19 protein-coding genes, 1 tRNA gene and 2 pseudogenes are annotated in these 23,514 nt (G+C 40.5%); 17 read left to right on the plus strand and 5 right to left on the minus strand.

Features of this window, described 5'->3' with window-relative positions:
• Window positions 1–116 precede the first annotated feature (116 nt).
• The 4 genes from FTU58_RS01485 to rpmE all read left to right on the plus strand — a co-directional run bounded on the left by FTU58_RS01485 (window position 117) and on the right by rpmE (window position 4,335).
• On the plus strand, window positions 117–2,315 hold the full coding sequence (locus FTU58_RS01485; protein ID WP_180061947.1) for an MFS transporter: 2,199 nt from the start codon (window positions 117–119) through the stop codon (window positions 2,313–2,315).
• 1 nt (window position 2,316) lies between these two features.
• Window positions 2,317–2,718 carry a lactoylglutathione lyase gene (gene gloA / locus FTU58_RS01490; RefSeq protein WP_004971627.1) on the plus strand — a complete coding sequence of 134 codons (402 nt, stop codon included), beginning with the start codon at window positions 2,317–2,319 and terminating at the stop codon, window positions 2,716–2,718.
• Window positions 2,719–2,908: 190 nt separating this feature from the next.
• A complete protein-coding gene (locus FTU58_RS01495) occupies window positions 2,909–3,907 on the plus strand; it encodes a bile acid:sodium symporter family protein (RefSeq protein ID WP_180061948.1) in 999 nt (332 codons plus the stop codon).
• A gap of 203 nt (window positions 3,908–4,110) precedes the next feature.
• Window positions 4,111–4,335, plus strand: coding sequence for a 50S ribosomal protein L31 (rpmE, locus tag FTU58_RS01500; protein WP_004971624.1), 225 nt, complete (start codon window positions 4,111–4,113; stop codon window positions 4,333–4,335).
• Window positions 4,336–4,421: 86 nt separating this feature from the next.
• On the opposite strand, the gene FTU58_RS01505 is transcribed toward rpmE, so the two are convergent.
• From FTU58_RS01505 to epmB, 3 genes are read right to left on the minus strand one after another with little or no spacing between them, the layout of a single operon-like run.
• Window positions 4,422–6,545 (minus strand): EAL domain-containing protein, encoded by a 2,124-nt coding sequence (locus tag FTU58_RS01505; protein WP_004971622.1) that lies wholly within the window; start codon window positions 6,543–6,545, stop codon window positions 4,422–4,424.
• Window positions 6,527–8,272, minus strand: a complete 1,746-nt coding sequence (locus FTU58_RS01510; protein ID WP_004971620.1) for a hypothetical protein — start codon at window positions 8,270–8,272, stop codon at window positions 6,527–6,529. The genes FTU58_RS01505 and FTU58_RS01510 overlap by 19 nt, the downstream gene beginning before the upstream one ends.
• Before the next feature lie 14 nt (window positions 8,273–8,286).
• The gene (epmB, locus tag FTU58_RS01515) at window positions 8,287–9,303 is read right to left on the minus strand and encodes an EF-P beta-lysylation protein EpmB (protein WP_096901068.1); all 1,017 of its coding nucleotides are present in this window, start codon (window positions 9,301–9,303) and stop codon (window positions 8,287–8,289) included.
• A 312-nt stretch (window positions 9,304–9,615) separates the two neighbouring features.
• Here epmB and efp point away from each other — a divergent pair, with 312 nt between their 5' ends.
• The 11 genes and pseudogenes from efp (at window position 9,616) to FTU58_RS01570 (ending at window position 20,941) form a co-directional block, all read left to right on the plus strand.
• Window positions 9,616–10,185 carry an elongation factor P gene (gene efp / locus FTU58_RS01520; RefSeq protein WP_004971615.1) on the plus strand — a complete coding sequence of 190 codons (570 nt, stop codon included), beginning with the start codon at window positions 9,616–9,618 and terminating at the stop codon, window positions 10,183–10,185.
• 266 nt (window positions 10,186–10,451) lie between these two features.
• Window positions 10,452–12,551 (plus strand): carbon starvation CstA family protein, encoded by a 2,100-nt coding sequence (locus FTU58_RS01525; RefSeq protein WP_180061949.1) that lies wholly within the window; start codon window positions 10,452–10,454, stop codon window positions 12,549–12,551.
• A gap of 10 nt (window positions 12,552–12,561) precedes the next feature.
• Window positions 12,562–12,867 carry a YbdD/YjiX family protein gene (locus FTU58_RS01530; protein WP_004971610.1) on the plus strand — a complete coding sequence of 102 codons (306 nt, stop codon included), beginning with the start codon at window positions 12,562–12,564 and terminating at the stop codon, window positions 12,865–12,867.
• 157 nt (window positions 12,868–13,024) lie between these two features.
• Entirely contained in the window at window positions 13,025–13,984 is a 960-nt protein-coding gene (locus tag FTU58_RS01535; RefSeq protein ID WP_096901148.1) for a MoxR family ATPase, read from the plus strand.
• A 7-nt stretch (window positions 13,985–13,991) separates the two neighbouring features.
• Window positions 13,992–14,900: a DUF58 domain-containing protein gene (locus tag FTU58_RS01540; RefSeq protein WP_004971606.1), complete on the plus strand. Its 909-nt coding sequence runs from the start codon at window positions 13,992–13,994 to the stop codon at window positions 14,898–14,900.
• A gap of 5 nt (window positions 14,901–14,905) precedes the next feature.
• Window positions 14,906–16,933 carry a DUF3488 and transglutaminase-like domain-containing protein gene (locus FTU58_RS01545; protein WP_180061950.1) on the plus strand — a complete coding sequence of 676 codons (2,028 nt, stop codon included), beginning with the start codon at window positions 14,906–14,908 and terminating at the stop codon, window positions 16,931–16,933.
• A 32-nt stretch (window positions 16,934–16,965) separates the two neighbouring features.
• A tRNA-Val gene (locus FTU58_RS01550) sits at window positions 16,966–17,042 on the plus strand.
• Window positions 17,043–17,267: 225 nt separating this feature from the next.
• Window positions 17,268–17,804 (plus strand): annotated as a pseudogene (locus FTU58_RS01555) (ABC transporter permease); the annotation flags it as partial.
• Between the two features lie 116 nt (window positions 17,805–17,920).
• Window positions 17,921–18,100 carry a hypothetical protein gene (locus FTU58_RS01560; RefSeq protein WP_179989774.1) on the plus strand — a complete coding sequence of 60 codons (180 nt, stop codon included), beginning with the start codon at window positions 17,921–17,923 and terminating at the stop codon, window positions 18,098–18,100.
• Window positions 18,101–18,517: 417 nt separating this feature from the next.
• Complete coding sequence (locus FTU58_RS01565; RefSeq protein WP_180061951.1) at window positions 18,518–19,840, plus strand: NCS2 family permease; 1,323 nt, start codon at window positions 18,518–18,520, stop codon at window positions 19,838–19,840.
• A 99-nt stretch (window positions 19,841–19,939) separates the two neighbouring features.
• On the plus strand, window positions 19,940–20,941 hold the full coding sequence (locus FTU58_RS01570) for an adenosine deaminase (RefSeq protein ID WP_180061952.1): 1,002 nt from the start codon (window positions 19,940–19,942) through the stop codon (window positions 20,939–20,941).
• Between the two features lie 105 nt (window positions 20,942–21,046).
• Here the strand turns inward: FTU58_RS01570 and FTU58_RS01575 are convergent.
• Window positions 21,047–21,482, minus strand: a pseudogene (locus FTU58_RS01575) (cytochrome b).
• A gap of 542 nt (window positions 21,483–22,024) precedes the next feature.
• Between FTU58_RS01575 and FTU58_RS01580 the strand changes: the two are divergent.
• Both FTU58_RS01580 and rnhB read left to right on the plus strand, forming a co-directional pair.
• Entirely contained in the window at window positions 22,025–22,411 is a 387-nt protein-coding gene (locus tag FTU58_RS01580) for a hypothetical protein (RefSeq protein ID WP_004971594.1), read from the plus strand.
• A 94-nt stretch (window positions 22,412–22,505) separates the two neighbouring features.
• Window positions 22,506–23,087: a ribonuclease HII gene (gene rnhB / locus FTU58_RS01585; protein WP_004971591.1), complete on the plus strand. Its 582-nt coding sequence runs from the start codon at window positions 22,506–22,508 to the stop codon at window positions 23,085–23,087.
• 138 nt (window positions 23,088–23,225) lie between these two features.
• Here rnhB and csrA read toward each other — a convergent pair whose 3' ends face one another.
• A complete protein-coding gene (csrA, locus tag FTU58_RS01590; protein WP_004971589.1) occupies window positions 23,226–23,480 on the minus strand; it encodes a carbon storage regulator CsrA in 255 nt (84 codons plus the stop codon).
• Window positions 23,481–23,514: the final 34 nt, after the last annotated feature.

Raw genomic sequence — 23,514 nt, forward strand, 5'->3', positions numbered from 1 at the left:
TAATTTTTACTACAAAATGACAAAGCTGTTGTGGATAATTTCATAAATACTGTTGAAACAGAAGCTATTCCGCGATTGAATAACAACAATTTGACTTGATAGAAAATAATAATCGAATGACCACACAACAGACTGGGCAAACTTCAGCACAAAATACAGGGTGGAAAGCTGCATTTACGGCATTTTTAGACCGTCGTGCGCTGATCATGCTGTTTTTGGGCTTCTCTGCAGGTATTCCAATTTTACTGATTTTTTCCAGTCTATCTTTGTGGTTGGGCGAAGCAGGCATTGACAAAAGTGCGGTCACTTTCTTTAGTTGGGCTGCTCTAGGTTATTCCTTTAAATTTGTTTGGGCACCATTGATTGATGAATTACCCGTACCCTATTTAACCAAAAAACTAGGGCGACGTCGGGCATGGCTGCTCATTGCTCAATGTTTAATAGTCTGTGCAATTGCAGTCATGGCATTTTCTGACCCAGCTTTGGGGCAGGCACATTTATATCAAATGGCATTGGGTGCAGTATTACTAGGCTTTTCTGCAGCCACGCAAGACATTGTGATTGATGCTTACCGTATCGAATTGGCTGAAACTCAAATGCAAACCGTGTTGGCATCGACTTATAACGCGGGCTATCGCATTGGGATGATTGTTGCAGGGGCAGGTGCTTTATTTTTGGCTGCATCTTTAGGTACTGCTAAAGGCAACTATATTTATAGTGCATGGAAAATTACTTATTTGGCGATGGCTACGGTGATGCTGATTGGCATTATCACGACTTTGGTGATTCGTGAACCGCAAGTGAATCGGGTCAGCAAGCATTATCAACGACGCGACTATTTTCGTCTGGTTACGGTGTTTTTTGTTGCGGTATTCAGTTTTGTATTGTGCTACGTCTTTTCGGGTAATTTTACCGAAGCCTTAAAACAACAATTCCAACTCAAAGATGCATTTTTATTATTTTCTATAGAAGCTTTACGTTTTATTGCATCGGGTGCGGCTGCTGTAGGCATGGGCACAATTTTGGTCAAATTGGGCGCAGTCAATAAACAGATGGCATTTGAAACATGGGTGCATCCTGTTGCAGATTTCTTTAAACGCTACGGCATGAAACTGGCACTGGTGTTATTACTCTTGATTGGTTTTTATCGAGTTTCAGACATTATTGCAGGTGTAATTTCCAATGTGTTCTATCAGGATTTGAACTTTAGCAAAGAACAAATTGCCGAAGCGGTTAAGGTTTATGGGGTCATTTTCAGTTTAGTGGGTGGCTTCTTGGGCGGTTTACTGGCACAGCGTATGAACATTATGAAATTAATGTTTGTTGGCGCGGTGTTGGCATCATCCACCAATCTTATTTTTATTGGTCTGGTGAAGTCAGGACAGCAACTGAGCGATGTGCAAGTTTCTGTGGGGCAGCAACAATATCAAACCCAGGCCGATGAAGTTGGATATTGGAAAGTGGCTGTGCCTAGTCAGGTTTTAGCAACACAGGATGAAATTCAGGTACGTGCGCAATACCAAACGGGCGATACGCCGTCACGTTTAGTGTCGATGCCGTATTTGCACCAAACTGAGATTGAAACTGCACAACTCCAGTTTTTACCACTGACTTCGGATAATCGTATTAGCGAAAATGAAGCCAGCAACAGTATTGTCGTACGTGGGCAATATGCAGGGCCTGCCTTAACCGAACAGCAAAAAATTGTACTGCAGCTAGATGGTCAAAATTTTGATGCAAAACTAGATGCACAAGGAATTTTTACAGCAGCGATTGCAGGGCAGCTTTTGGCAGACTCACCAAGTAAACAACTGCAAGCCGTATTATTGAATAGACAGCAAACAGTACAACAACACAGCCAAACCTATCAGGTCGATTTAAACACACATGAAGGCAATGCTTTGGATGTAGATATACAACCTTTGCAGATCGTTCAATCATCTTCAAACAATATGGTTGAAATTCAGGGCAAGGTGATTAAGCCATATAGCACAGCATGGTTATATTTTGCGATTATTGTCGATAACTTGGCTTCAGGTTTAGCGGGCGCGGCTTTTATCGCATTTTTATCCAGTTTAACCAGTGTGTCATTTACTGCTGTGCAATATGCAATTTTTAGCTCACTCATGACCTTGACTCCTAAGATTTTAGGTGGTTATTCAGGTACTATAGTGACCAATATTGGTTATCCAAACTTTTTCCTCATGACCACATTAATTGGAATCCCTATTTTAATTTTAGTGGTGTGGGTGGCGAAATTGTTACGTGACCATCAACACATACAAGCAAAACCGATTGAACAAAAGGATGAATGACATGCGCATGCTGCATACCATGTTACGTGTAGGTAATTTAGAGCAATCATTAAAATTTTATACAGAAGTTTTAGGCATGACTTTGCTGCGTAAGCGTGATTATGAAGAAGGTCGTTTTACCCTTGCTTTTGTAGGCTATGGCGATGAAGAAAATCACACCGTTTTGGAGTTGACGCATAACTGGGATACAGACAGCTATGATTTGGGCAATGGTTATGGTCATATTGCAATTGCGGTAGACGATGCCTACAAAGCATGTGAAGAAATTAAAGCGCGCGGCGGCAATGTGGTACGTGAAGCAGGGCCAATGAAAGGTGGTGTAACTGTCATTGCTTTTGTTGAAGACCCAGATGGTTATAAAGTTGAATTGATTCAGCAAGATCAGAACGCACGTAATAACTAAGTCTTCATCAGTGAAGCAGTAAAAACCAAACCTTTATGGCGCAATAAACTGAATGTTGTTCAGTATTCATTTTGAAAATATTGAACATCGCCTGAAAATGCTCGCTTTTTGAATATTGCTCAGTAATATACCTTTATCGAAAGGTAAAAATTGCTGGGCTTTTTTGCAACAGTAAAAGAATATACAGGATGTGTTTATGTTGAAGTTATTGGCATTGGATCGCTTTACCATTCTTTTGTTTGTGATGGTCATCCTCGCCAGTGTCGTGCCTGTGTCAGGGCAAGCAGCCGAAGTTTTTAGTGTGATTACGACAGTTGCCATTGCAATCTTATTCTTTTTGCATGGGGCGAAATTATCACGTGAAGCTGTCATTCAGGGCATGATGCATTGGAAATTGCATGCGTTGGTATTTACTTTTACCTTTGCGTTATTCCCAATTTTAGGTTTGCTGGCAAAGCCAATTCTAGTGCCAATGCTCGGGCAGGAGCTGTATTGGGGCTTTTTGTTCATGTGCTTTTTGCCTTCAACCGTGCAATCTTCAATTGCCTTTACGTCAGTGGCAAAAGGCAATGTTGCCAGCGCAGTCTGCAGTGCGTCATTCTCTAATTTAATTGGGATGTTTATTAGCCCAGTTTTAGTAGGCATCTTTATTTTAGGGCAGTCTGAACACGGTTTTGACCCGACAAATTCGATTATTCAAATTACTTTATTGTTATTGGTGCCATTTATTTTGGGGCAGTTATTACGTCCTTATGTTTTTCCTCAGATGTTGAAATTACCAAAGCTGGTCAAGGTATTTGATCAGGGTTCGATTTTGATGGTGGTTTATGGTGCATTTAGTGGGGCAGTGGTAGCAGGATTGTGGCATCAAGTTAGTGGTATGACTTTATTGCTGTTGATTATTGCTTGTTCCGTGTTATTGACCCTTGTGATGTGGTTGGCGTGGGTTGTGCCGCAATGGTTGGGTTTTGCACGTGAAGACCAAATTGCCGCATTTTTTTGTAGCTCCAAAAAAACCTTAGCCAGTGGTGTACCGATGGCGCAAATTTTATTTATTGGGCAGCCGTTGGGGGTGATTGTTTTACCGATCATGATTTTCCATCAAATTCAGTTGATGGTGTGCGGTGTGATAGCCAATTATCTCGAAAAGCAGCCTGATTCGACTGAACCTCAGGAATTAAATTCCTAAGAATAATTAGCTTTAAAATATTTTATTCCGTATAATATTGCCCAACTTGTTGTGCTTAGCTCTGACGGTATCCGTCTCGGTGGGCCAAAAGAATGGTCTGTTGTGGTGTTGGTCTGCTTTTAAAGCATGTCCTCATTTTTTTAATGAGAGTGACCAATTGCGATGACAGCTTAAGCCTTCTTAAATCTTAGGAGTAATCGACGATGCGCGCCGATATTCACCCAAAATATGAAAAATTAGTTGCAACTTGTTCTTGCGGTAACGTAATCGAAACTCGTTCAGCAGTTGGTAAAGAAACCCTTTATCTTGACGTATGTTCTGCATGCCACCCGTTCTACACTGGTAAGCAAAAGAACGTTGACACTGGCGGTCGTATCGACAAGTTCAAACAACGTTTTGCTGGTATGTCACGTTCTATCAAACGTTAATATCCAGTACGAAAAAAACGGGCAATTGCCCGTTTTTTTGTGCCTTAAATTTTAGGGTCTACAAATAGACCCTAATGCACAAGACCTTATTGGTCTTGCACATCAATTAAATGATCGAGTTTTTTCTGGAAATAATCACCCTGAATAAAGCGCGCATCGACATTCCACGCATTCGCAAACAGGTTCATATCATTTAAGTCACGCAATAACACTTCTACAGGTTTAATTTCACTATAAATGCTCAATTGTTCCTGTAATTCTTGCGTCGAGTCATCAGCAGCCAGTTTTTCAGTCAGTGCACTGTGCAAGGTCAAGTAGTGAATATCGACTTGTTTCAAGATAGATTCACTATAAATCGAATGACCAAAATCACGCAGAGAAATTTCAGCGCCGTGCTGACGTAATAAACTGATTTGTTTCTGCGCATCACCTAAGTTTTGGCTGATGTCTTCTTCAGAGAATTGCAAAATTAATGGATGGCTGAGGCGGCTACCAATAATCGTTATCAGTTTAGACACAAACTCAGGGAAGCTGCGGTCTTGTAATAAAACAAATTTGTTTAAATTGATAATCAGCTTCGCTTCAGGATATTGGGTGATGAAGTTGTGCAATTGTTTACAAGCTTCGACCAAAATCCAACGATCCAGTTTAATGGATAATTCTGGGTCTTCAGCCAAATCTATTAAGCCTGTCAGTGATTTCCATTCACTATTGAAAATAAAGCCACTAGTTACTTCATAGGTATATAAATTGGTGTCTTGCTTATCATAAAGTTGTTGATACTTCAGATGAATTTCACCACGATCAAGACTTTGACGTATCGCTGCAATAATCGCAGATTCACTATACGATTGTGGTACAGCTGCAGCAGATTCAATTACATTTAAGTTAGATTCACCAAAGGACAAGTCTAAGGTTAAACCTGAGTTATGTTGTTCTTGCTGTTGTGGTAATGCGTTGGCAAAACCTTGGCTAATCAGTTGCTCAAAACTGCTTTCATTTTGAATGTCTGGAGTGAATGGCACATAACCAATACGCAAATTAAGTGGGTAAGTATGTTGATCTACCGTAAGTAATTGCGGTTTCGTGAGTGAATTTAAGCCAATCAGTTTCGATTCTAAAATTGCAGGCGATTCTGCTTGGAACAAACCAACCACTAAACCATTACTCACATTAAATAATGGTACATTGGTCTGTTCTTTTAAAAAATTTTGAATGTTGGTAAAGTAATTTTTTGTGGTTTGCCAGTCGGCTTGGAAAATTGATTCAGGACAGTTCGCCAAAGAAAACACCACCAAAGCATTGGCACTAGAAGGCTGTTTGGCTAAAGTGCGATTTACCAATTGGTATGTGCTTGGTTTTGCCGCTGCTTTGTCTGCTGTCGTTTGAGCAGGGACAGTATTTTGCGCCGTATTTTCAATATCTATGGTGATTTGTATGGCGTCGTCAGCTGCTCCAACAAATTCAATTTTGAGTGGGTTTTGTTTTGCCAGAAGCGGGTTTTGGCTATGAATATCAAAACGGCCGTGTTCAAATTGTCCTTGACTGACTTTCTTAAAGCGGAATTTAAAATCTGTAATATCTTGCGGTTGCAATAAATCCAATAATGGCAAGCCAATAAGGTCATCTTCACTTTTTAAACCAAATAGCTGTAAATATTCAGCATTGGCTTGTGCATGAATTCCTTCCTGAATAATGGCTACTGCTTTGCTACTGTCTTCGACCAACGCCTGAGCTTGTGATTGTGCATTTTCCAGTTCAGTCATAAGTTGTTCTTGTGACTGCTGTAAGCGACTAAAAGACAGTGCGCGAATTAAGCCAAAATAGAAGCGTTCGGGGTAATCTAAATTGATAATGTCATAGATGCCTTTGCGCACATAACTGGTGTATTGCGTGGCATCGTAATCGTCTGGTTTGAGCAAAAGTAGCGGTAAATTTGGTTGCTGTGATGCACGAATTAAAGTGAGTGCCTGATCGACTTTTAGGTCATAAGCACGACCAAAGATCACCAAATCCCAAGTTAAATGTAATTGTTTTTCAAAGTTTTTAATGTCATCTAATAGATAAGCCTGAACACGGTGCTCATTTGCAGTGAGTTGTTCACAAATTTGATTAAAACGTATTTGGTTATCATCGATTATGAGTAAACGTGTTTCGGTACGTTTGAGCTTTTTAGACAATAATGGATTTCTCACTTTAATGCTTCCCATAAATCGTGATTTTTAACTTCATTCACTTGTTTCTGAATAAAACCATCAAGTAAAGGCTGTTGTTGGTCATTCAACAACTCAAAATCAAAGCGCATAAAGCTTTGGGTAATCAATAACGGCTTAATTAAGAACACTTTTAGTTCTTCTTCACCTAAACGTAGCTGTACGGTTTGTTTGTCACGTAATAATTGCAGACTTGGCAAAATCAATGAGGTATTGACTTCATTGACCTGCGTACTTTGTACCAATAATGCTGGATGATAATGTCCTGTATGCCGATCTGTTTTAACAAAAACAGCACAAGGGTAAATATCTTGGGTTAAAATTTCCAAGCCAAGTTCTAAGCTTTTTTCAGCAGATTGTTTAATCCAGCGAATGACACCACCACGCCACGGACTTTGGCTATTTTCCTGAACCAGAATAAATTCACCTGTTTTAAGGTTTTTCGGTGTTTCACCCGTCCATTTAATACGATAGCCATTGACACTAATATCTAAAACATCGGCATTGTAAATTTGTTTGGCTTCACGGTCTAAGGTTTTAACAGCGCTAATATCTACCGTAGAGTTGGTATGCATGGCATTGATAAACTGGCTTTCATTCTGGAATTGGTAGTTATCGCCCAAAGCCAGCGTTTCATTGAAGTTTTTACCATTAGACAGATAAAAATGTGCCACAGTCAAACCAAAGCAAATTTTAATTCGTGCCGAATATTCATAACGCTCATGCACACGTTCTGCTGTATTGGTCAAAATATTGTGCAAATGGAAATGCAAAGCAGGGGTTAAGAATAGCTTTTCATTGCGTGATAAATGTTCACCTTTACGACCTTGAACTTCATTTAAATGATCGAGTAGGGGTTGAGTTGCAATAAAAATATTGGCATGAAAACCTTGGCTTTGGTGCGTATTGTAAATAGGTGGATGATCTTTGCTTGCATCGACCACATAACGTGAAAGCGTCGTTTCTTTGGGTAAAACTTGAATCAGTTTTGCCCAATCAAAGCTACAGAGATATAAGCCTTGAATTTCTGCAGGTCGAATTTGATGGGTATTGAAAATTTCCAATAAAATCAGCTGTGCATAGGCTTGAGCAATATTAATCAGTTGATGTTGTGTGCCTTGTAACTGATTAATATTATTTAAATAATAATGTTGTTGAATGGCTGTATCTAAAAGTTGGTGTGCAATTAACCACTGATTTGGCAAGGCGTGGCTATAAAGCATGTGTTGTTGATAGCGCAGTAGAGCTAATTGTTGTAAAGCATAATAGCTAGATAGAACTCGTGCAGTTTGTAAGTTCTTTTTTAAATTAAAGGCAAATAAAGAAAATTTTTGTTGGGTGAGTTGTTGGTGGCTACGTCGGGAAATATTAATATAGACTTTGGCGAAATGACTGCGTAATAACAGCGCGAGTTCAATAATATGATCGTTGCGGTCATTACTAATCAAAGCCTGGTTGAAAAAATGCTTTTCCAGACTGGTAAGCACATTTTCAAGTGTCGGATGAATAGCTTGAATTAAGTCAAAACGTAATGTTTCCTGACATTTCAGTTCTGAAATTTCTAAAAGTGCATTAAATAGAGCTTGGGAAGAATCACCCAATTGTAAAATGGATAAATCCGCTGCCCATGCCTGAATGCTTTTAACCGTATTTTGACAAAAACTCAATTGCTCCAGCTTTAGTTCGCTGGGAACTAGAAAAAGATCTGAAGTATTCATATTCATGATTGTTATTTAACTCAATAAGTTGAAACCCCAAAAAGCGGTGTCTTGTTTTTTTCGCCCGCAATTTCCCTAACGAGTTTAGGAACTAAATAGCCAGGTAAGTTCGCTAAAAGCTCTTTATAGATGTGATCAATGTCTTGCGGCATTAAATCAAAATGATGCGCTCCTTTTACTTTATCTAACACGTGTAAATAGTAAGGCATCACCCCCGCATCAAAAAGACGATAGCTTAAATCGACCAAGACCTGAGCAGAATTATTGACCCCATTTAATAAGACTGCTTGATTCAGAACGGTGATGTTTTGTTCGACTAACTTGGCAAGTTGCGAACAGGTAAAGTCATCTAATTCTGATGCGTGGTTCGAGTGTACCACTAGAATAATACGCAGCCTACTATTTTTTAGTAAGGAAATCAGCGATTCATCGACACGGTTGGGAATAACAATCGGAACTCGTGAATGAATTCTCAAAAATTTTATTTGTGGAATAGACGCTAAACGCTCAATCCAGATATTTAATTTACGATTTGACAAAGTGAGTGGGTCGCCACCACTTAAAATCACTTCATTAATATCGGGCTGGCTTTCAATGTAATTACGGATATTGTCCCAGTCTTCAGTTTTTGGCAGATTTTCCTGATAAGGAAAGTGCCTGCGGAAACAATAACGACAATGTACTGCGCAAGCACCAGTCAAGGTCAGCAAAAAGCGTGATTTATATTTGTGTAAGACTCCAGGTTGTTGATTGGCTTGTTCCTCACCCAAAGGGTCGGTCACAAATCCAGGATGATCTTCCAGTTCTAAATGATGTGGCAGAACCTGTAACAGTAAAGGATCGAGTGGATTGCCTTTTTGCATTTTGGCCACAAATGCACGCGGGATACGCAATTTAAACTGATTGGATGCCAGTAAAGCACCTGACAGCAACTGCTGTTCAGACAGCTCTAAAATATTTAACAATTCGCGTGGGTCGGTGATCAAGTCACTGAGTTGAGATTGCCAGTTTTGTTCTTGGTACAGGTAGTTGATCATGCCAGAAAAGATTTAAATATGAGGTGAAAGGAACCAAGTACAGATCTATTTAGCGTAGATGAATTCTTTGTTCATTGAGCGTGAATGCCGCGAATGATTAATCGCTTTGAATCAGAATCATTACAAAACAGCTGATTTTACCGATATCTTGAGGTGATCGGTAGTGGATTTTCATTGCTTCGTTATGGCTTGCTCATTTACAATACGTCCGATGAAAAAAGATGTTGCAAGATGGCGAGCATCGCAAAGCTGCGTTGGTCATTTGCTTTGTAACATAAATAGTTAAGTTAGTCAGTTTGGAGTGTGCCAGTCATGGCCTATTATTCTACGAATGATTTCAAGTCAGGCCTTAAGGTTATGCTTGATGGTAACCCATGTTCAATCATGGAAAATGAATATGTAAAGCCAGGTAAAGGTCAAGCGTTTAACCGCGTAAAACTTCGTAACCTTCGTTCTGGTAAAGTTTTAGAAAAAACATTTAAGTCTGGTGATTCACTAGAAGCAGCTGACATTGTAGAAGTAGAAATGGAATACCTCTACAACGATGGCGAAATGTGGAACTTCATGGATCCTGTATCTTTTGAGCAAATTGCTGCTGACAAAACCGCAATGGGCGATGCTGCAAAATGGTTAAAAGATGATTCAAACGAAAAATGTACCATTATGTTGTTTAACGGTGTGCCTTTAACTGTAAACGCACCAAACTTCGTGGTATTAAAAATTGTCGAAACTGATCCGGGTGTACGTGGCGATACTTCTGGTGGTGGCGGTAAACCAGCGAAATTAGAAACAGGTGCAGTGGTACGTGTTCCTTTATTCGTACAGCAAGAAGAAAGCGTTCGTGTAGATACACGTACAGGTGAATACCTAGAACGCGCATAATGATTTATTGATAAATCATAAGTAAAAGAGGGGGATGATTCGCGTCATCCCCCTTTTTTGTTGATTTGATTATGTGGTAAAAGAATAGGTGAAAAGTATAGGAAACTGTTGGTGCTCCATTTAAGTGTACGGTAGCGCACACTATGGATGTAAGGGCAGCAGACATCAAAATAAAAGGAGCAGGATCAACCAAGGATTTAGGAAATAAAGCTACATCTCGACAATAAAAGTAACGCTTAAAAAATGTAACAAGAAGAGAGATTGACATGGAAACAGTTCAACCGAAGTCAGGTCTGACTTCAAAAATTATATGGCTTTTGGTCGCTATATTGGGTGCAGTATCTTTTGGGATATTGGCAGTCAGTAGAGGCGAACACGTCAATGCAGTCTGGTTAGTTTTAGCTGCGGTCTGTGTCTATAGCATTGCATACCGCTTCTACAGTTTATTTATTGCCACCAAAGTATTTGAGTTAAATGAGCGACGCTTAACGCCCGCACATCGTTTGGCTGACGGTTTAGATTATGTGCCCACCAATAAAAGTGTGTTATTTGGTCACCACTTTGCCGCGATTGCAGGTGCAGGCCCTTTAGTTGGGCCTATTCTTGCAGCACAAATGGGTTATTTACCCGGCACGATCTGGCTTTTAGTCGGGGTGGTGTTGGCAGGTGCAGTCCAAGACTTTTTGGTTTTGTTTATTTCTACACGTCGTGATGGGCGTTCTTTGGGAGAAATGGCAAAACAAGAGTTGGGTTCATTTGCTGGTGTGATTGTCATGCTGGGTGCGCTGGGCGTGATGGTGATTATTCTTGCCGTACTCGCTTTGGTTGTCGTGAAAGCTTTAACCAATAGTCCGTGGGGCGTATTTAGTATTGCAGCCACCATCCCAATTGCGATTTTCATGGGCATTTATATGCGTTTTATTCGTCCGGGGAAAATTGCTGAGGTTTCCATTATTGGTTTTGTCCTGATGATGATGGGTATTATTTATGGTGAAAATGTTGCACAGCATCCATTCTGGGGGCCTTTATTTACTTTAAGTGGCACAGAATTAACGTGGTGTTTAATTGCCTACGGTTTTATTGCTTCAGTTTTGCCAGTGTGGTTGTTATTGGCGCCACGTGATTATTTATCGACGTTCTTAAAAATTGGTGTTATAGCGGGTTTGGCTGTCGGGATTGTGTTTGCAATGCCTGAAATGAAGATGCCTGCGGTGACCCATTTTATTGAGGGTACAGGGCCAGTATTTGCGGGTTCATTGTTCCCATTCTTATTTATTACCATTGCCTGCGGTGCGATTTCAGGTTTCCACGCCTTAGTGTCTTCAGGTACGACGCCAAAACTAGTCAATAACGAAAAAGACATTCGGATGATTGGTTATGGCGGCATGTTGATGGAGTCTTTCGTGGCAATCATGGCAATGATTTGTGCCACGGTGCTAGACCCAGGCGTGTACTTTGCCATTAATGCACCCACTGCAGTTTTAGGTACAACGGTGGAAAGTGCAGCAGAAGCGGTACGAAATTTAGGCTTTGTAGTGACTCCTGAGGCTTTAACCATTTTGGCAAAAGAAGTCGGTGAAAGCTCGATTCTGTCACGTACGGGTGGTGCGCCAACGTTTGCAATTGGTATGGCACATATCATCACCGAGATTTTTAATAACCGCTCAATGATGGCATTCTGGTATCACTTTGCCATTTTATTTGAAGCCTTATTTATTTTAACTGCAGTAGATGCAGGCACACGTGCTTGCCGTTTTATGGTGCAAGATACTGTAGGTATTGTTATTCCTGCAGTGAAAAACTCACATAACTTCTTTGGTAACTTGCTTGGCACAGCAGTTGCGGTGGCTGGTTGGGGCTTCTTCGTCTATCAAGGCGTGGTCGATCCTTTAGGCGGTATTAATAGCTTATGGCCTCTATTTGGTATTGGTAACCAAATTTTGGCAGCGATGGCGCTCATTTTAGGTACAGTGATTCTGTTTAAAATGAAAAAAGAAAAATATGTTTGGGTGACGATTATCCCTACAGTTTTCTTGTTCATTACTTCAATGACTGCAGGTTGGCAAAAGATTTTCCACGACAATCCCAAAATTGGTTTCTTGGCGCAAGCAGATCGTTTCAATGCTGCAATTCAACGCAATGAAATTTTAGCACCTGCAAAAACAGTGACTGAAATGCAAACCATTGTCATGTCCAATCAAATTAATGCCGTGTTATGTGGTTTCTTTATGATTGTGGCATTTGTGATGTTGTTCGCTGCCATTGGGGTGATTCGTCGTGCCTTGGCAAGTCCAACACCAACTGTACATGAAGCTGAAGCGATTTATCGTGATCCTGAAACGATTCAGCCGAATAGTGGTCATTAGGAGTGAGCACATGATTAAGCTTAAATTTGCCCAACAGAGTAAAACGGTGATTTACAACATCATTAAAATGACCATCATGTCGCAAAAGGATTTGATTCTGAATCCGAAAAACTGGTCGCGTATCGCTACTTTATGGCAGCGTTTGCAACAAAGTTTTCGTTTAATGGTCGGTGTACCCGATTATCAGAATTATTTGGAACACATGCGTAAGCATCATCCAGATTTAGAAGCCATGGATCCGAAGACTTTTTATCGCTACTGTGTCGATGCGCGTTATCCATCGGCAAAAGGTGGTTTGAAAAAGTGTCCGTGTTAATCCCGTATCACGATGGAAACGTATAGAGATACGAGCTGTTTAAAACTTACTTTTTTAGGCAGTTTAGAATATCTCGAGGATTTCTTTGGAAATTTAGCAAAACGGTGTATGTTTAAACATGCGCCGTTTTTTATTGGGGATAAGGGGATTTACTGTGATTTGGGGTACAGAAAAAGTTCAAAAACAACAACTGACGCAAGCGCAGCAACAGCTCAATGCACAGATTGAATCTTATGCTGGAAAAATTCAGGCTTTTTTGACTGAAATTAATACCATTATTTTAGATAAAGAACAGCAGACCAAATTGGCGTTAAGTTGTTTGTTGGCGGGCGGGCATGTGCTTTTTGAAGATTTACCCGGATTAGGTAAAACGACTTTATCGAGTGCCTTATCGCACTTGGCGGGTCTGCAATTTCAGCGTATTCAGTTTACCAATGACATGCTGGCCAGTGATGTGATTGGCGTGAATATGTTTAATCAAAAAGAACATCAATTTGAGTTTAAGCAAGGCCCTATTTTTACCCAAATTTTATTGGCAGATGAAATTAACCGTTGTTCGCCTAAAACCCAAAGTGCCTTGTTGGAAGCGATGGAAGAAGGCGCGGTTACGGTGGATGGTGTGCGTTATAGCTTGCCGCAACCTTTTTGGGTGATTGCCACACAAAATCCACTGTTTCAAAGTGGTACTTATGCGCTGCCAGAATCACAGCTTGATCGTTTTTTAATGCGTCTGTCTTTGGGTTATCCATCGCGTTTTGCTGAAAAAATGTTGCTGCAACAAAACTCCAGACATGCGCTGATTGCCAGTTTGGCCCATATTTTTACTGAAACAGAAATTTTAAATTTACAGCAATTGGTCACGGAAATTTATGTGTCAGATACCGCGCTAGATTACTTACTCGACTTAGCCACAGAAACCCGTAAAGCGCGTCACGGATTATCTACCCGTGGTGTTTTGGCATTGAAAAAAGCAGCACAAGCACATGCTCTAATTGAGCAACGTAGTTTTGTCACTGCCGATGATATTCAAGCGGTATTTGTGGCAGTTGCTGCACATCGTATTGGATTGAGTGAGGCAGAAACTTTGTATGTGATGCAACAGGTTAAAGTGAGTTAGTACACGCATGTTTAAGCAGGCATGGCAAAACTGGATCAAGACACGTTTTAAATTTGATCGACACAAGGCCTTAAAACAAAAAGATATTTTGGTTTTTATTTACCAACAGGGCTATCTGTATTTAGTGCTGATTTTGATCACGTTTATTGCAGGCGTGAATTATGGCAATAACCTGATTTTAGGCTTTTGCTTTTTGATCAGTGCCATTTTATGTATCAGTTTTTATTTGACCTTTAAGCAGCTGCATGAATTAGAGATTGAAATTGTGACCACCGAAGTTGGGCAAGTAGGTGAAGTATTGCAATTACAATTGCATTTCAAACAAGAGGTCGCGCAGGCACGCTATTTATGGATTAAAGCCGATCATCAATTAGAAAAGGTTCTTATTCAAGACACTCAGCAGCAGTATGTGTTGACATTTTTTGCAGCGCAACGTGGGCAGTTTCATTATCCTTATTTACACATTTATTCGGTTTATCCTTTTGGCTTGGTACGTGCGTGGACTTATTTGAATTTGTCACGTACCGCGTGGGTGGCACCCAAAGCCGCCATGTATAGCGCAGAGAATAAACAGCATCAACACAGCTTTCAACCCGATTTAGACGAGTTTCGTGAGCTGCGTGATTTTCAATTGGGCGATTCCTTACAAGCCGTGTCGTGGAAGCAAGCGGCACGCGGTCAGGGCTTATATGTGAAAGTTTTTGAACAATATCAGGATCAACAGAGTATCGACATTCACTATGAACACATGCCTGCACCGACCCACGAAGAAAAATTAAGTTTGATGATGGGTTTGGCCGAGCAATGTGAACAACAACAGTTGAATTATGCGATGTTTTTGCCACATGCGACCCTTGAAAAAGGCGTAGGTGAGCGGCAGTTGAAACAGGCAAAAATTCTTTTGGCACAGGCTTGACGATCATGCACAATTCGATTCAGCAATCTATTCTGCTTAGCCTGATCTTAATTTTGGCTGCTCACATGCTGTTTAGCCCTGTGGCATTGAGTGTCATTTTCGGACTCATGTTGTTGCTGTTGTATCTTCACTATAAAAACAAGACAGCGCGTATTTCTAAAGTTTGGACTTATGGATTGACCTGTTGTGCCTTAGCCAGCATTTATTTGAGTTATAAAAGCCTGATTGGTGTAGAGGCAGGGGTTGCCTTATTAAGCACCTTTTTGTTTGCCAAAGCTTTAGAAAGTCATACTCAGCGCGACCTGATTATTTTATTTAATTTTGCGCTTTTTGTGAGCGCCAGTTCATTTTTATACAGCCAGAGCATGTGGATGACCGTGTTGGTCATTCTATGTTTAATCAGTTGTTTAATTGGGTTATATCGGATTCAAAAAAGTGCATTTTCAGATTATGCGTCGCGTCATTCGAGCAGGCAAGATGCAAAGCATGACCTTAAAAATGTCGCCAAGTTTATCGCATACGCTTTGCCATTCTTTTTATTATTGTTTTTATTCTTTCCACGTTTACCGCCATTGTGGCATGTACCTATTCCTGATGCCAAAGGCGTGACAGGTATTAGTGACACGATGTCACCGGGCGATATTGCCGAATTATCACAATCTTCTGCTTTGGCATTTCGTATTGTGGGGAATATGCAGCAACTGCCGCCACGTTCAAAACTATATTGGCGGGCGATGGTACTTGATCAATATGATGGTCGCACATGGACAAGCAATTTTAGCAATCAACAACCCGTTCAGGCAGCACAATTACAGCCAGAGCAAGTCGATTTTCAGTATCAATATATTGCAGCAGACCCACGTGCACAGTGGATTATGGCGCTGGAAAAATCTGTACCGAATCAACACGGTTATGTATTACGCCGTGATTGGAGTATGGTGCCACAGCGTCAAAATGGTCGGATTCAACCGATTGCTTTGCAGTGGGTTGGGGAATCCGCACGTATTCAAGGGGATGATGCACAGAACGAGCGTTATCGACGCTTTAGCCAGCGTTTAAATGTTCAGGTACAGACGCAATCTGACCCAAAAGCTCAGCAATTTGCCCTGCAGATGTTTGCTCAAAGTCAGCAACAACCTGAACGCTACGTGCAGAATGTATTGCAGTGGTATCGCAATAATGGCTTTAGTTATACCTTAAAACCTGGAATGCTCGGACAAAACCGAGTCGATGAATTCTTGTTTCAGAGTAAGCAAGGTTTTTGTGAACATTATGCCTCAAGTTTTGCCTTATTGATGCGTTATGTCGGGATTCCAGCGCGTGTAGTCGTGGGCTATCAGGGTGGGGAACTTGCACCCGATGGACAAAGCTGGGAAGTACGACAGCAAGATGCACATGCTTGGACAGAAGTGTTGCTCAATCAACAATGGGTACGCATAGACCCGACAGCCATCATTGCACCTCAACGTATAGATGATGGTATGCAAAACCTAATGGCAGATGATCGAGCCGTTTTGGGTGCTGACACACAAATGTGGCAATACCAACATTCTAATTTTATTCGTTCTTTACGGGTGTGGAGTGATTATGCAAGTTATCAATGGCAAAGCAAGGTCGTGGGTTATGATGCCGAGTCACAGCGTCACTGGTTTGGACGCTTAGGGCTGCACTCAAACTATGCTTTGGCAGCGGTGTTGGTTTCAAGTATTCTCATGATCTTAGCAGGGTATTTTGGCTGGATTTTTTGGAAAAAACGTCAGCAAGGTTCTCGCATAAATCGTGCCTTAGACAAATTTTCTAAAAGATTGCCCGCTCAGTTGCAAAAACAGGATGCAGAAACAGTGAGTGTGTGGATGCAGCGTTTAGCAGCGCACGTAGATGCAAATGAACAAGAGGCATTTAAGCGTTTAGGCGTGTGCTATCAACAATATTCTTATGCGCCTGAACATGACCGTGTTTCAGAGCAGGTGTTTTTTGATTTGCTTAAAACTTGCTCGGATGTGTTGAAAAAACACAGAAAGGACTTGTCTTAAAAATCAAAACTGAATATGATGCGAAGCACTTTAGGCGTATAGCTCAGTTGGTTAGAGCGCTACGTTGACATCGTAGAGGTCTCCAGTTCGAGTCTGGATATGCCTACCAATACATTAAAATTATATGTTGTTACATAACTTCATATAAGTAATAAAGCTCTGAATTATAACGATTTAGGGCTTTTTTATTGCTTTTCTTAAAGATACATAAATTCGCTTATAGTTTAAAAATATGTACACAGTGGTGTACACATGTAAGTTTTCGGCTTATTTTGCACTAATTGGTTTTTATTTTGCACTAGAGCTTTGAAGCCTCTTTCCACATTTCATCTGTGCACTGATTCGTGAGCGAGAACATGGCACCATTAAGCATTTAACGGTTATGCTAGTCACGGTTTTTGAAATTATGCTGGCAAAGGTTTTATCGATGAGCCTTGTGGTGCTTTTAGCAGCTTTTTTAGGCTTAAAAGTAGTGGTGCAGGGGGCATTACAGGTACCCATAGAAGGAAGTTTGCTGTTATTTTTCTTTGGAGCCTTGCTGACCTTATTTGCAACAACCTCAATGGGTATATATATGGCAACCGTGTCTAAATCGATGCCGCAATTCGGTTTGCTGATGATGCTTATTCTGATTCCCTTGCAAATGTTGTCTGGGGCAAGTACACCAAGAGAAAGCATGCCAGAAATCATTCAAAATATCATGCTGATTGCACCGACAACGCATTTTGTAACATTGGCTCAAGCAATTTTATACCGAAATGCAGGATTGGATGTGGTCTGGCCTTCGTTTCTATGGCTAATCGCAATTGCAACAATTTTTTTCTATGTATCTTGGAAACGCTTTAAAAATACCATCCATACAATGGCTTAATGTGATGAATTAAGTTTGATGGTTGAAGCAAAAATTTTGACTGGGGCGTATTAAGAGTTACACCGCGCATAATTTTTGCTAATATGTATGAAAATTGTTCAATAAAAGTAAATGACATGAAACACATTCTTGTGCCAGTTTTGGTGGTGTTGGTCGTTTTATTAGGTTATCTCGTTTACTTGGAAGAGGAAACGCGAAAGCAGGCAGAACTGAACCAAGTTTTGACTGAATCTGCAAATTTATCGCTAGAAAAAACAGAATCGGCTACACCACAGATTTTGCAAGTCACAGAATAAGCGTAGAAATTTCTAACATAATGTGTGGTAATTGCTTTATTCATCACACTTTTGTGTGCTTCACTTTATCGTAAAATTTTATCTTTAATTCAAAAACTAGAATTTTTAAAAAATCCCTATGGTATAATTTGCCAATTGAAACTGCTTCATCACAACTCAAAGGCATTACTTTTGAGAGTGACTGAAGTAAAAAAAAGATGAACAAAGCTGCATAAAATTTATGCGGCTTTTTTATTTAGCATTCCGAATTTTTGATTTTGATAAAATCAAATGCTTGATTGTGAATTAAGTTTATCTTTTTCATGTAATTTTACATGCTCATTGGGCAAATCCATTGCCGCAACTGACACAGGCTTTTAAGTGCTGACTTAAAATTGCGTCATGCTGCAAATTCAGTTTATTTACAGGGGCTAGGTCATGACGACTCCTAATCCATCCTCAGCGGGAATGCTTGAGCGCTTATTCAAATTAAGCGAAAACAAGACCACATTCCGTACCGAGATTTTGGCGGGTGTAACCACATTCTTAACCATGTGTTACATCATTATTGTCAATCCGATGATTTTATCTGAAACAGGAATGGATCATGGAGCTGTCTTTGTCGCCACCTGTTTAGCCGCAGCTATTGGCTGCTTGGTGATGGGAATTGTTGCCAATTACCCAATCGCACTCGCACCAGGCATGGGGCTAAACGCCTATTTCACTTACTCGGTTTGTTTAGGCATGGGTGTGCCTTGGCAAACGGCTTTGGCAGCAGTTTTTGTATCTGGGATTATTTTCATTGCTATTAGCATGTTTAAAATCCGTGAAGCAATTGTCAATGCTATTCCCATGTCATTAAAACTGGCAATTGGTGGGGGTATTGGTTTATTCCTTGCTTTAATCGCCCTAAAAAATGCAGGTATTATTGTTGATAATCCTGCGACTTTGGTGGGCTTGGGTGACTTAAAACAACCATCTGTACTTTTAGCACTATTGGGCTTTTTAATGGTAGTAGTAATGCATCACTTTAAAGTACGTGGTGCAATTATCATCAGTATTTTGGTGCTGACTGCGATTTCAACAGCTTTAGGTTTAAGCGAATTTAAAGGTGTGGTTGGTGAAATTCCATCTATTGCGCCTACTTTTATGCAAATGGACTTTGAAGGTCTATTTACAGCAAGTTTAATTGGCGTAATTTTCGTATTTTTCTTGGTCGATTTATTTGACTCTACAGGCACTTTGGTGGGTGTTTCGCACCGTGCAGGCTTGTTGCAAGATGGTAAATTACCCCGTTTGAAAAAAGCACTTTTTGCCGATTCTTCTGCAATTGTAGCAGGTGCGGCATTGGGTACATCTTCAACAACACCGTATATTGAATCATCTGCAGGGGTTGCAGCGGGTGGTCGTACTGGTTTAACAGCAGTGATTGTTGGTTTGTTGTTTATTGCCTGTTTATTCTTGGCACCGCTTGCGCAATCGGTACCTGGTTTTGCGACTGCTCCTGCCTTGTTATTTGTGGGTGTGTTGATGATTCAAGGCATTGTGCATATTGATTGGGATGACATCACCGAAGCCGTACCTGCATTCTTAACCGTCGTGTTCATGCCATTTACTTACTCTATTGCCGATGGTATTGCCATGGGCTTTATTAGCTATGCGCTGATTAAACTACTCACTGGCAAAGCGAAGTCTGTACCTTATATGGTGTGGATTATTGCTGCACTTTGGGCATTAAAATTTGCCATGTTTGGCGGTTAATATTCTTAAACTAAAAAGGGGTGTAAACTCAGTTTACACCCTTTTTTATTTTGATCAATTTTTTAAAATTCTCCCATAAAATAGCAAAAAGGACAGAATATGAATCAACTTGAGTTAATCCGTGCATTACCTAAAGCAGAATTGCATGTGCATATTGAAGGTACTTTTGAACCTGAATTGATGTTTGCCATTGCGCAGCGCAACCAAATTGACATCCCTTATCAGTCCGTAGAAGAAGTCAAACAAGCCTATAACTTTCATAACTTGCAGTCTTTTTTAGATATTTATTATGCAGGTGCACAAGTGTTGGTGCATGAGCAAGATTTTTACGATTTGGCTTGGGCATATTTTGAAAAATGTGCTGAAGACCGTGTAGTACATACCGAAATGTTTTTTGACCCGCAAACCCATACCGAGCGCGGTGTGGCATTTGCAACCGTGATTAATGGCTTACAACGCGCTTGTGACGATGCGCAAACAAAATTAGGCATCAGTTCGCATTTAATTATGTGTTTCTTGCGTCATTTAAGCGAAGATGCTGCATTTGCTATACTTGAACAGGCTTTGCCTTATAAAGATCAAATTATTGCTGTGGGTTTGGATTCAAGTGAAGTCGGGCATCCACCTTCGAAGTTTGAACGTGTCTTTGCCAAAGCACGTGAAGCAGGCTTTTTAGTCGTGGCACATGCAGGCGAAGAAGGGCCAGCCGAATATGTTTGGGAAGCGTTAGATTTACTGAAAGTAAACCGTATTGATCACGGTGTGCGTTCTGAAGAAGATCCTGTATTAATGCAGCGTTTAATTGCAGAAAAAATGCCGCTCACGGTATGTCCACTAAGTAATTTAAAGCTATGTGTGGTAGATGATATGGCACAGCACAACATTCGCCGTTTATTGCAGCAGGGTGTTAAAGTGACAGTTAATTCAGATGACCCATCTTATTTTGGTGGCTATATGAATGATAACTTTGTTGCAATTAGTCAAGCTTTAGACTTGAGCAATGCTGAATTAAAACAATTGGCAATCAACTCTTTTGAAGCTTCATTTATTTCGACTGAAGAAAAGCAAAAATGGATTGAGCAAATTCAAGCATTGGGATGAGTTAAACTGAATTTAGATTAGCTTAGACTACAAAAAAGCAGCTTAATTTAAGCTGCTTTTTTGTGGGAGAACGATTTGAATCGCTTTAAACTCAAGCTTTAAAAATTATTTACCTTGTTGCGTCATACTACGCAATACACCGTCTTTATCTATAAAGTGATGTTTAAGTGCTGCAAGCACATGCCCAACCACCATTGCCCCTGCAAACCATGACAAATAAGTATGCACAGGTTTAACAATTGCTAATAGTTCGGGGTTCTTATCCACCAAGGCTGGAATTTCAAATAAATACAACACAGGCACAGGTTTACCCACGCTCCAGCTAAACAAACAGCCCGTGATTGGAATCGCAATCAGCATAAAATACAGACCTAGATGTCCTAAATGCGCTAGTGTTTTCATCAACGGTGACATGCTGTCAGGCAGTTGTGGCGCAGGGTGGGTGTAACGCCAAAATAAGCGAATCACCAATAAAAATAATCGCCATGAGCCAATGTAAAACTTGTGCGGTACGGGTGTAATATGAATGAGAACTGTTCATGTTGTGTTTCAGGCGAATAGTGTGCTTGCATGCTAAACAACAGCATGTAGCGAAAAAAGTATCCACCTGCAACGGAGTGTTGAAAATCTGCAACGCTGCAAAAAAAATAGCGTTCTTGAGGGGGCTGTTGATATTTCATAAATAGTTTGCGCTGTGGGCTAAAACTGAGCAGATCAGGCATGAAACGCAGGGAATAGCGAGACTATTGCCAAGTTTCATAACGCAATCTGAGAAAGTTTTAGCCACATGAGCAAGAACAAAGCACTGCTTTGTTTGCTGCGCAAGGGGACAAGCATATTTTTTGCTGCTATTGCGTTATGAGTCAGTCATTTAGAATGACTAAATTTCCTACCTCATGCCTTATATCAGCTAAAAAATATGCGTTGTCGCAAACATAGAAAAATTGTCAGCAGCCCCTAGCCTTAAGCCTAAGCACATGAATGTAGAAATTGCAAAAAGCTATTCCTTCGTCAAACAAGTTTAGGCACAATAGCGACATTGTTTCACTCAAATGACTTGAATATTAAATACAGGAAATATCCATGAAAAAACTACTCGCTGTATTGGCACCTATCGCTTTGGTTTTATCTGCATGTACCACCACTACAGGTACTACTACAGGAACGACAACTGCACCGACAGCAACTCAACAATTGGGTATGGCGGCGATTAAAATTGCAATTAATGCCAAGTGTGTGACTGAATTAAACAACATTCCTGCATGGCACACTGCGACACGTGTTATGACACCAACGCAAAAGCAAAATGTTCAAGCGGAAATTTGTGGTTGTGTTAGTGAAAAAGCACCACAAAATGTGACTGCAGTAGATTTAGCCACTGCAGCAATTGACCCTGCTGCACGTGCAACCATTGTGAGCAATGCAGTATCTCGAACCATTAATGCATGTGTGGCAGAAGCAGTAAGATAAGTTTTACCGATTCTGTAAAATTAAAAATGGTGCGTTGTGACTCGCATCGTAAGATAGGCTGAAGATTTCAGCCTATTTTTTCTGGAAAAAGATGATGAAAATTGCAGGTGTAGATGAAGCAGGGCGTGGGCCTTTAGTGGGTTCTGTTGTCGCTGCGGCAGTTATTTTAGATCCGAATAACCCGATTGAAGGTTTAAATGATTCTAAAAAACTGACAGAAAAAAAGCGTGAAAAGTTATTTGTTGAAATTCAGGAAAAGGCTTTGGCTTGGGCAATTGCAGAAGCATCTGCAGCCGAAATTGATGAACTGAATATTTTGCAAGCGTCGTTATTGGCGATGCGTCGTGCGGTGGAAGCCTTATCTATTCAACCTGAGCATGTCTTGGTCGATGGCAATAAAATTCCGCAGGGTTTAGCGATGTCTTGTGATGCCGTTGTTGGGGGTGATGCATTGCATGCAGAAATTTCAGCAGCTAGTATTTTAGCTAAAGTGGCGCGTGACCGTGAAATGGTATTGCTTGATCAAGCATTTCCACAATTTGGTTTTGCTAAACACAAAGGTTATCCAACCAAAGCACATTTTGAAGCCATTGCACAGCATGGTGTAATTGCGGCACATCGACGTAGTTTTGCACCTGTGCGTAAGGCTTTAGAGTTAATGGAAAACTCACAGTAATTTTCATGCAAAACTTGTGCTGAGTTGCCTGTAAAATAGCTTTTACATGATTTGAATCAGGGCAAGTTTTTAAAAAGCATTCAGCAGAAAAATTTAAAGCGGCAAATGAGCCGCTTTATATTCAATTACCTTAATCGTTTAACGATTAAAGTCATTTTGCGAGTAGTTATCTTCTTCAAATGAAGGTTGATAATCTTGATCTAAGTGTTGCAAATGCTCGTGCATGGCACGTTCGTGTTGAATACGTTGATAGATTTCTTCACGATGAACCGATACTTCTTTCGGGGCATTTACACCAATACGAACTTGGTTACCTTTGACACCAAGCACAGTCACGCTGACTTGGTCCCCAATCATTAATGTTTCTCCGACACGTCGGGTCAGAATCAGCATGTTTATCTCCTTGCAAAATGCTAAACCTGCATTG

Source organism: Acinetobacter sp. YH12120, assembly GCF_013418795.1.
Taxonomy (GTDB): Bacteria; Pseudomonadota; Gammaproteobacteria; order Pseudomonadales; family Moraxellaceae; genus Acinetobacter; species Acinetobacter towneri.

Bases quoted from the DNA above. Each gene is read 5' to 3' on its own strand.
- FTU58_RS01525 (WP_180061949.1), top strand. From the start codon at position 10,452: ATGGAAACAGTTCAACCGAAGTCAGGTCTGACTTCAAAAATTATATGG.
- FTU58_RS01540 (WP_004971606.1), top strand. From the start codon at position 13,992: ATGTTTAAGCAGGCATGGCAAAACTGGATCAAGACACGTTTTAAATTT.
- FTU58_RS01510 (WP_004971620.1), bottom strand. From the start codon at position 8,272: ATGAATATGAATACTTCAGATCTTTTTCTAGTTCCCAGCGAACTAAAG.
- FTU58_RS01580 (WP_004971594.1), top strand. From the start codon at position 22,025: ATGAAAAAACTACTCGCTGTATTGGCACCTATCGCTTTGGTTTTATCT.
- FTU58_RS01485 (WP_180061947.1), top strand. From the start codon at position 117: ATGACCACACAACAGACTGGGCAAACTTCAGCACAAAATACAGGGTGG.
- csrA (WP_004971589.1), bottom strand. From the start codon at position 23,480: ATGCTGATTCTGACCCGACGTGTCGGAGAAACATTAATGATTGGGGAC.
- epmB (WP_096901068.1), bottom strand. From the start codon at position 9,303: ATGATCAACTACCTGTACCAAGAACAAAACTGGCAATCTCAACTCAGT.
- FTU58_RS01545 (WP_180061950.1), top strand. From the start codon at position 14,906: ATGCACAATTCGATTCAGCAATCTATTCTGCTTAGCCTGATCTTAATT.
- rpmE (WP_004971624.1), top strand. From the start codon at position 4,111: ATGCGCGCCGATATTCACCCAAAATATGAAAAATTAGTTGCAACTTGT.
- FTU58_RS01560 (WP_179989774.1), top strand. From the start codon at position 17,921: ATGAAACACATTCTTGTGCCAGTTTTGGTGGTGTTGGTCGTTTTATTA.
- gloA (WP_004971627.1), top strand. From the start codon at position 2,317: ATGCGCATGCTGCATACCATGTTACGTGTAGGTAATTTAGAGCAATCA.
- FTU58_RS01570 (WP_180061952.1), top strand. From the start codon at position 19,940: ATGAATCAACTTGAGTTAATCCGTGCATTACCTAAAGCAGAATTGCAT.
- FTU58_RS01505 (WP_004971622.1), bottom strand. From the start codon at position 6,545: ATGGGAAGCATTAAAGTGAGAAATCCATTATTGTCTAAAAAGCTCAAA.
- FTU58_RS01530 (WP_004971610.1), top strand. From the start codon at position 12,562: ATGATTAAGCTTAAATTTGCCCAACAGAGTAAAACGGTGATTTACAAC.
- rnhB (WP_004971591.1), top strand. From the start codon at position 22,506: ATGAAAATTGCAGGTGTAGATGAAGCAGGGCGTGGGCCTTTAGTGGGT.
- efp (WP_004971615.1), top strand. From the start codon at position 9,616: ATGGCCTATTATTCTACGAATGATTTCAAGTCAGGCCTTAAGGTTATG.
- FTU58_RS01565 (WP_180061951.1), top strand. From the start codon at position 18,518: ATGACGACTCCTAATCCATCCTCAGCGGGAATGCTTGAGCGCTTATTC.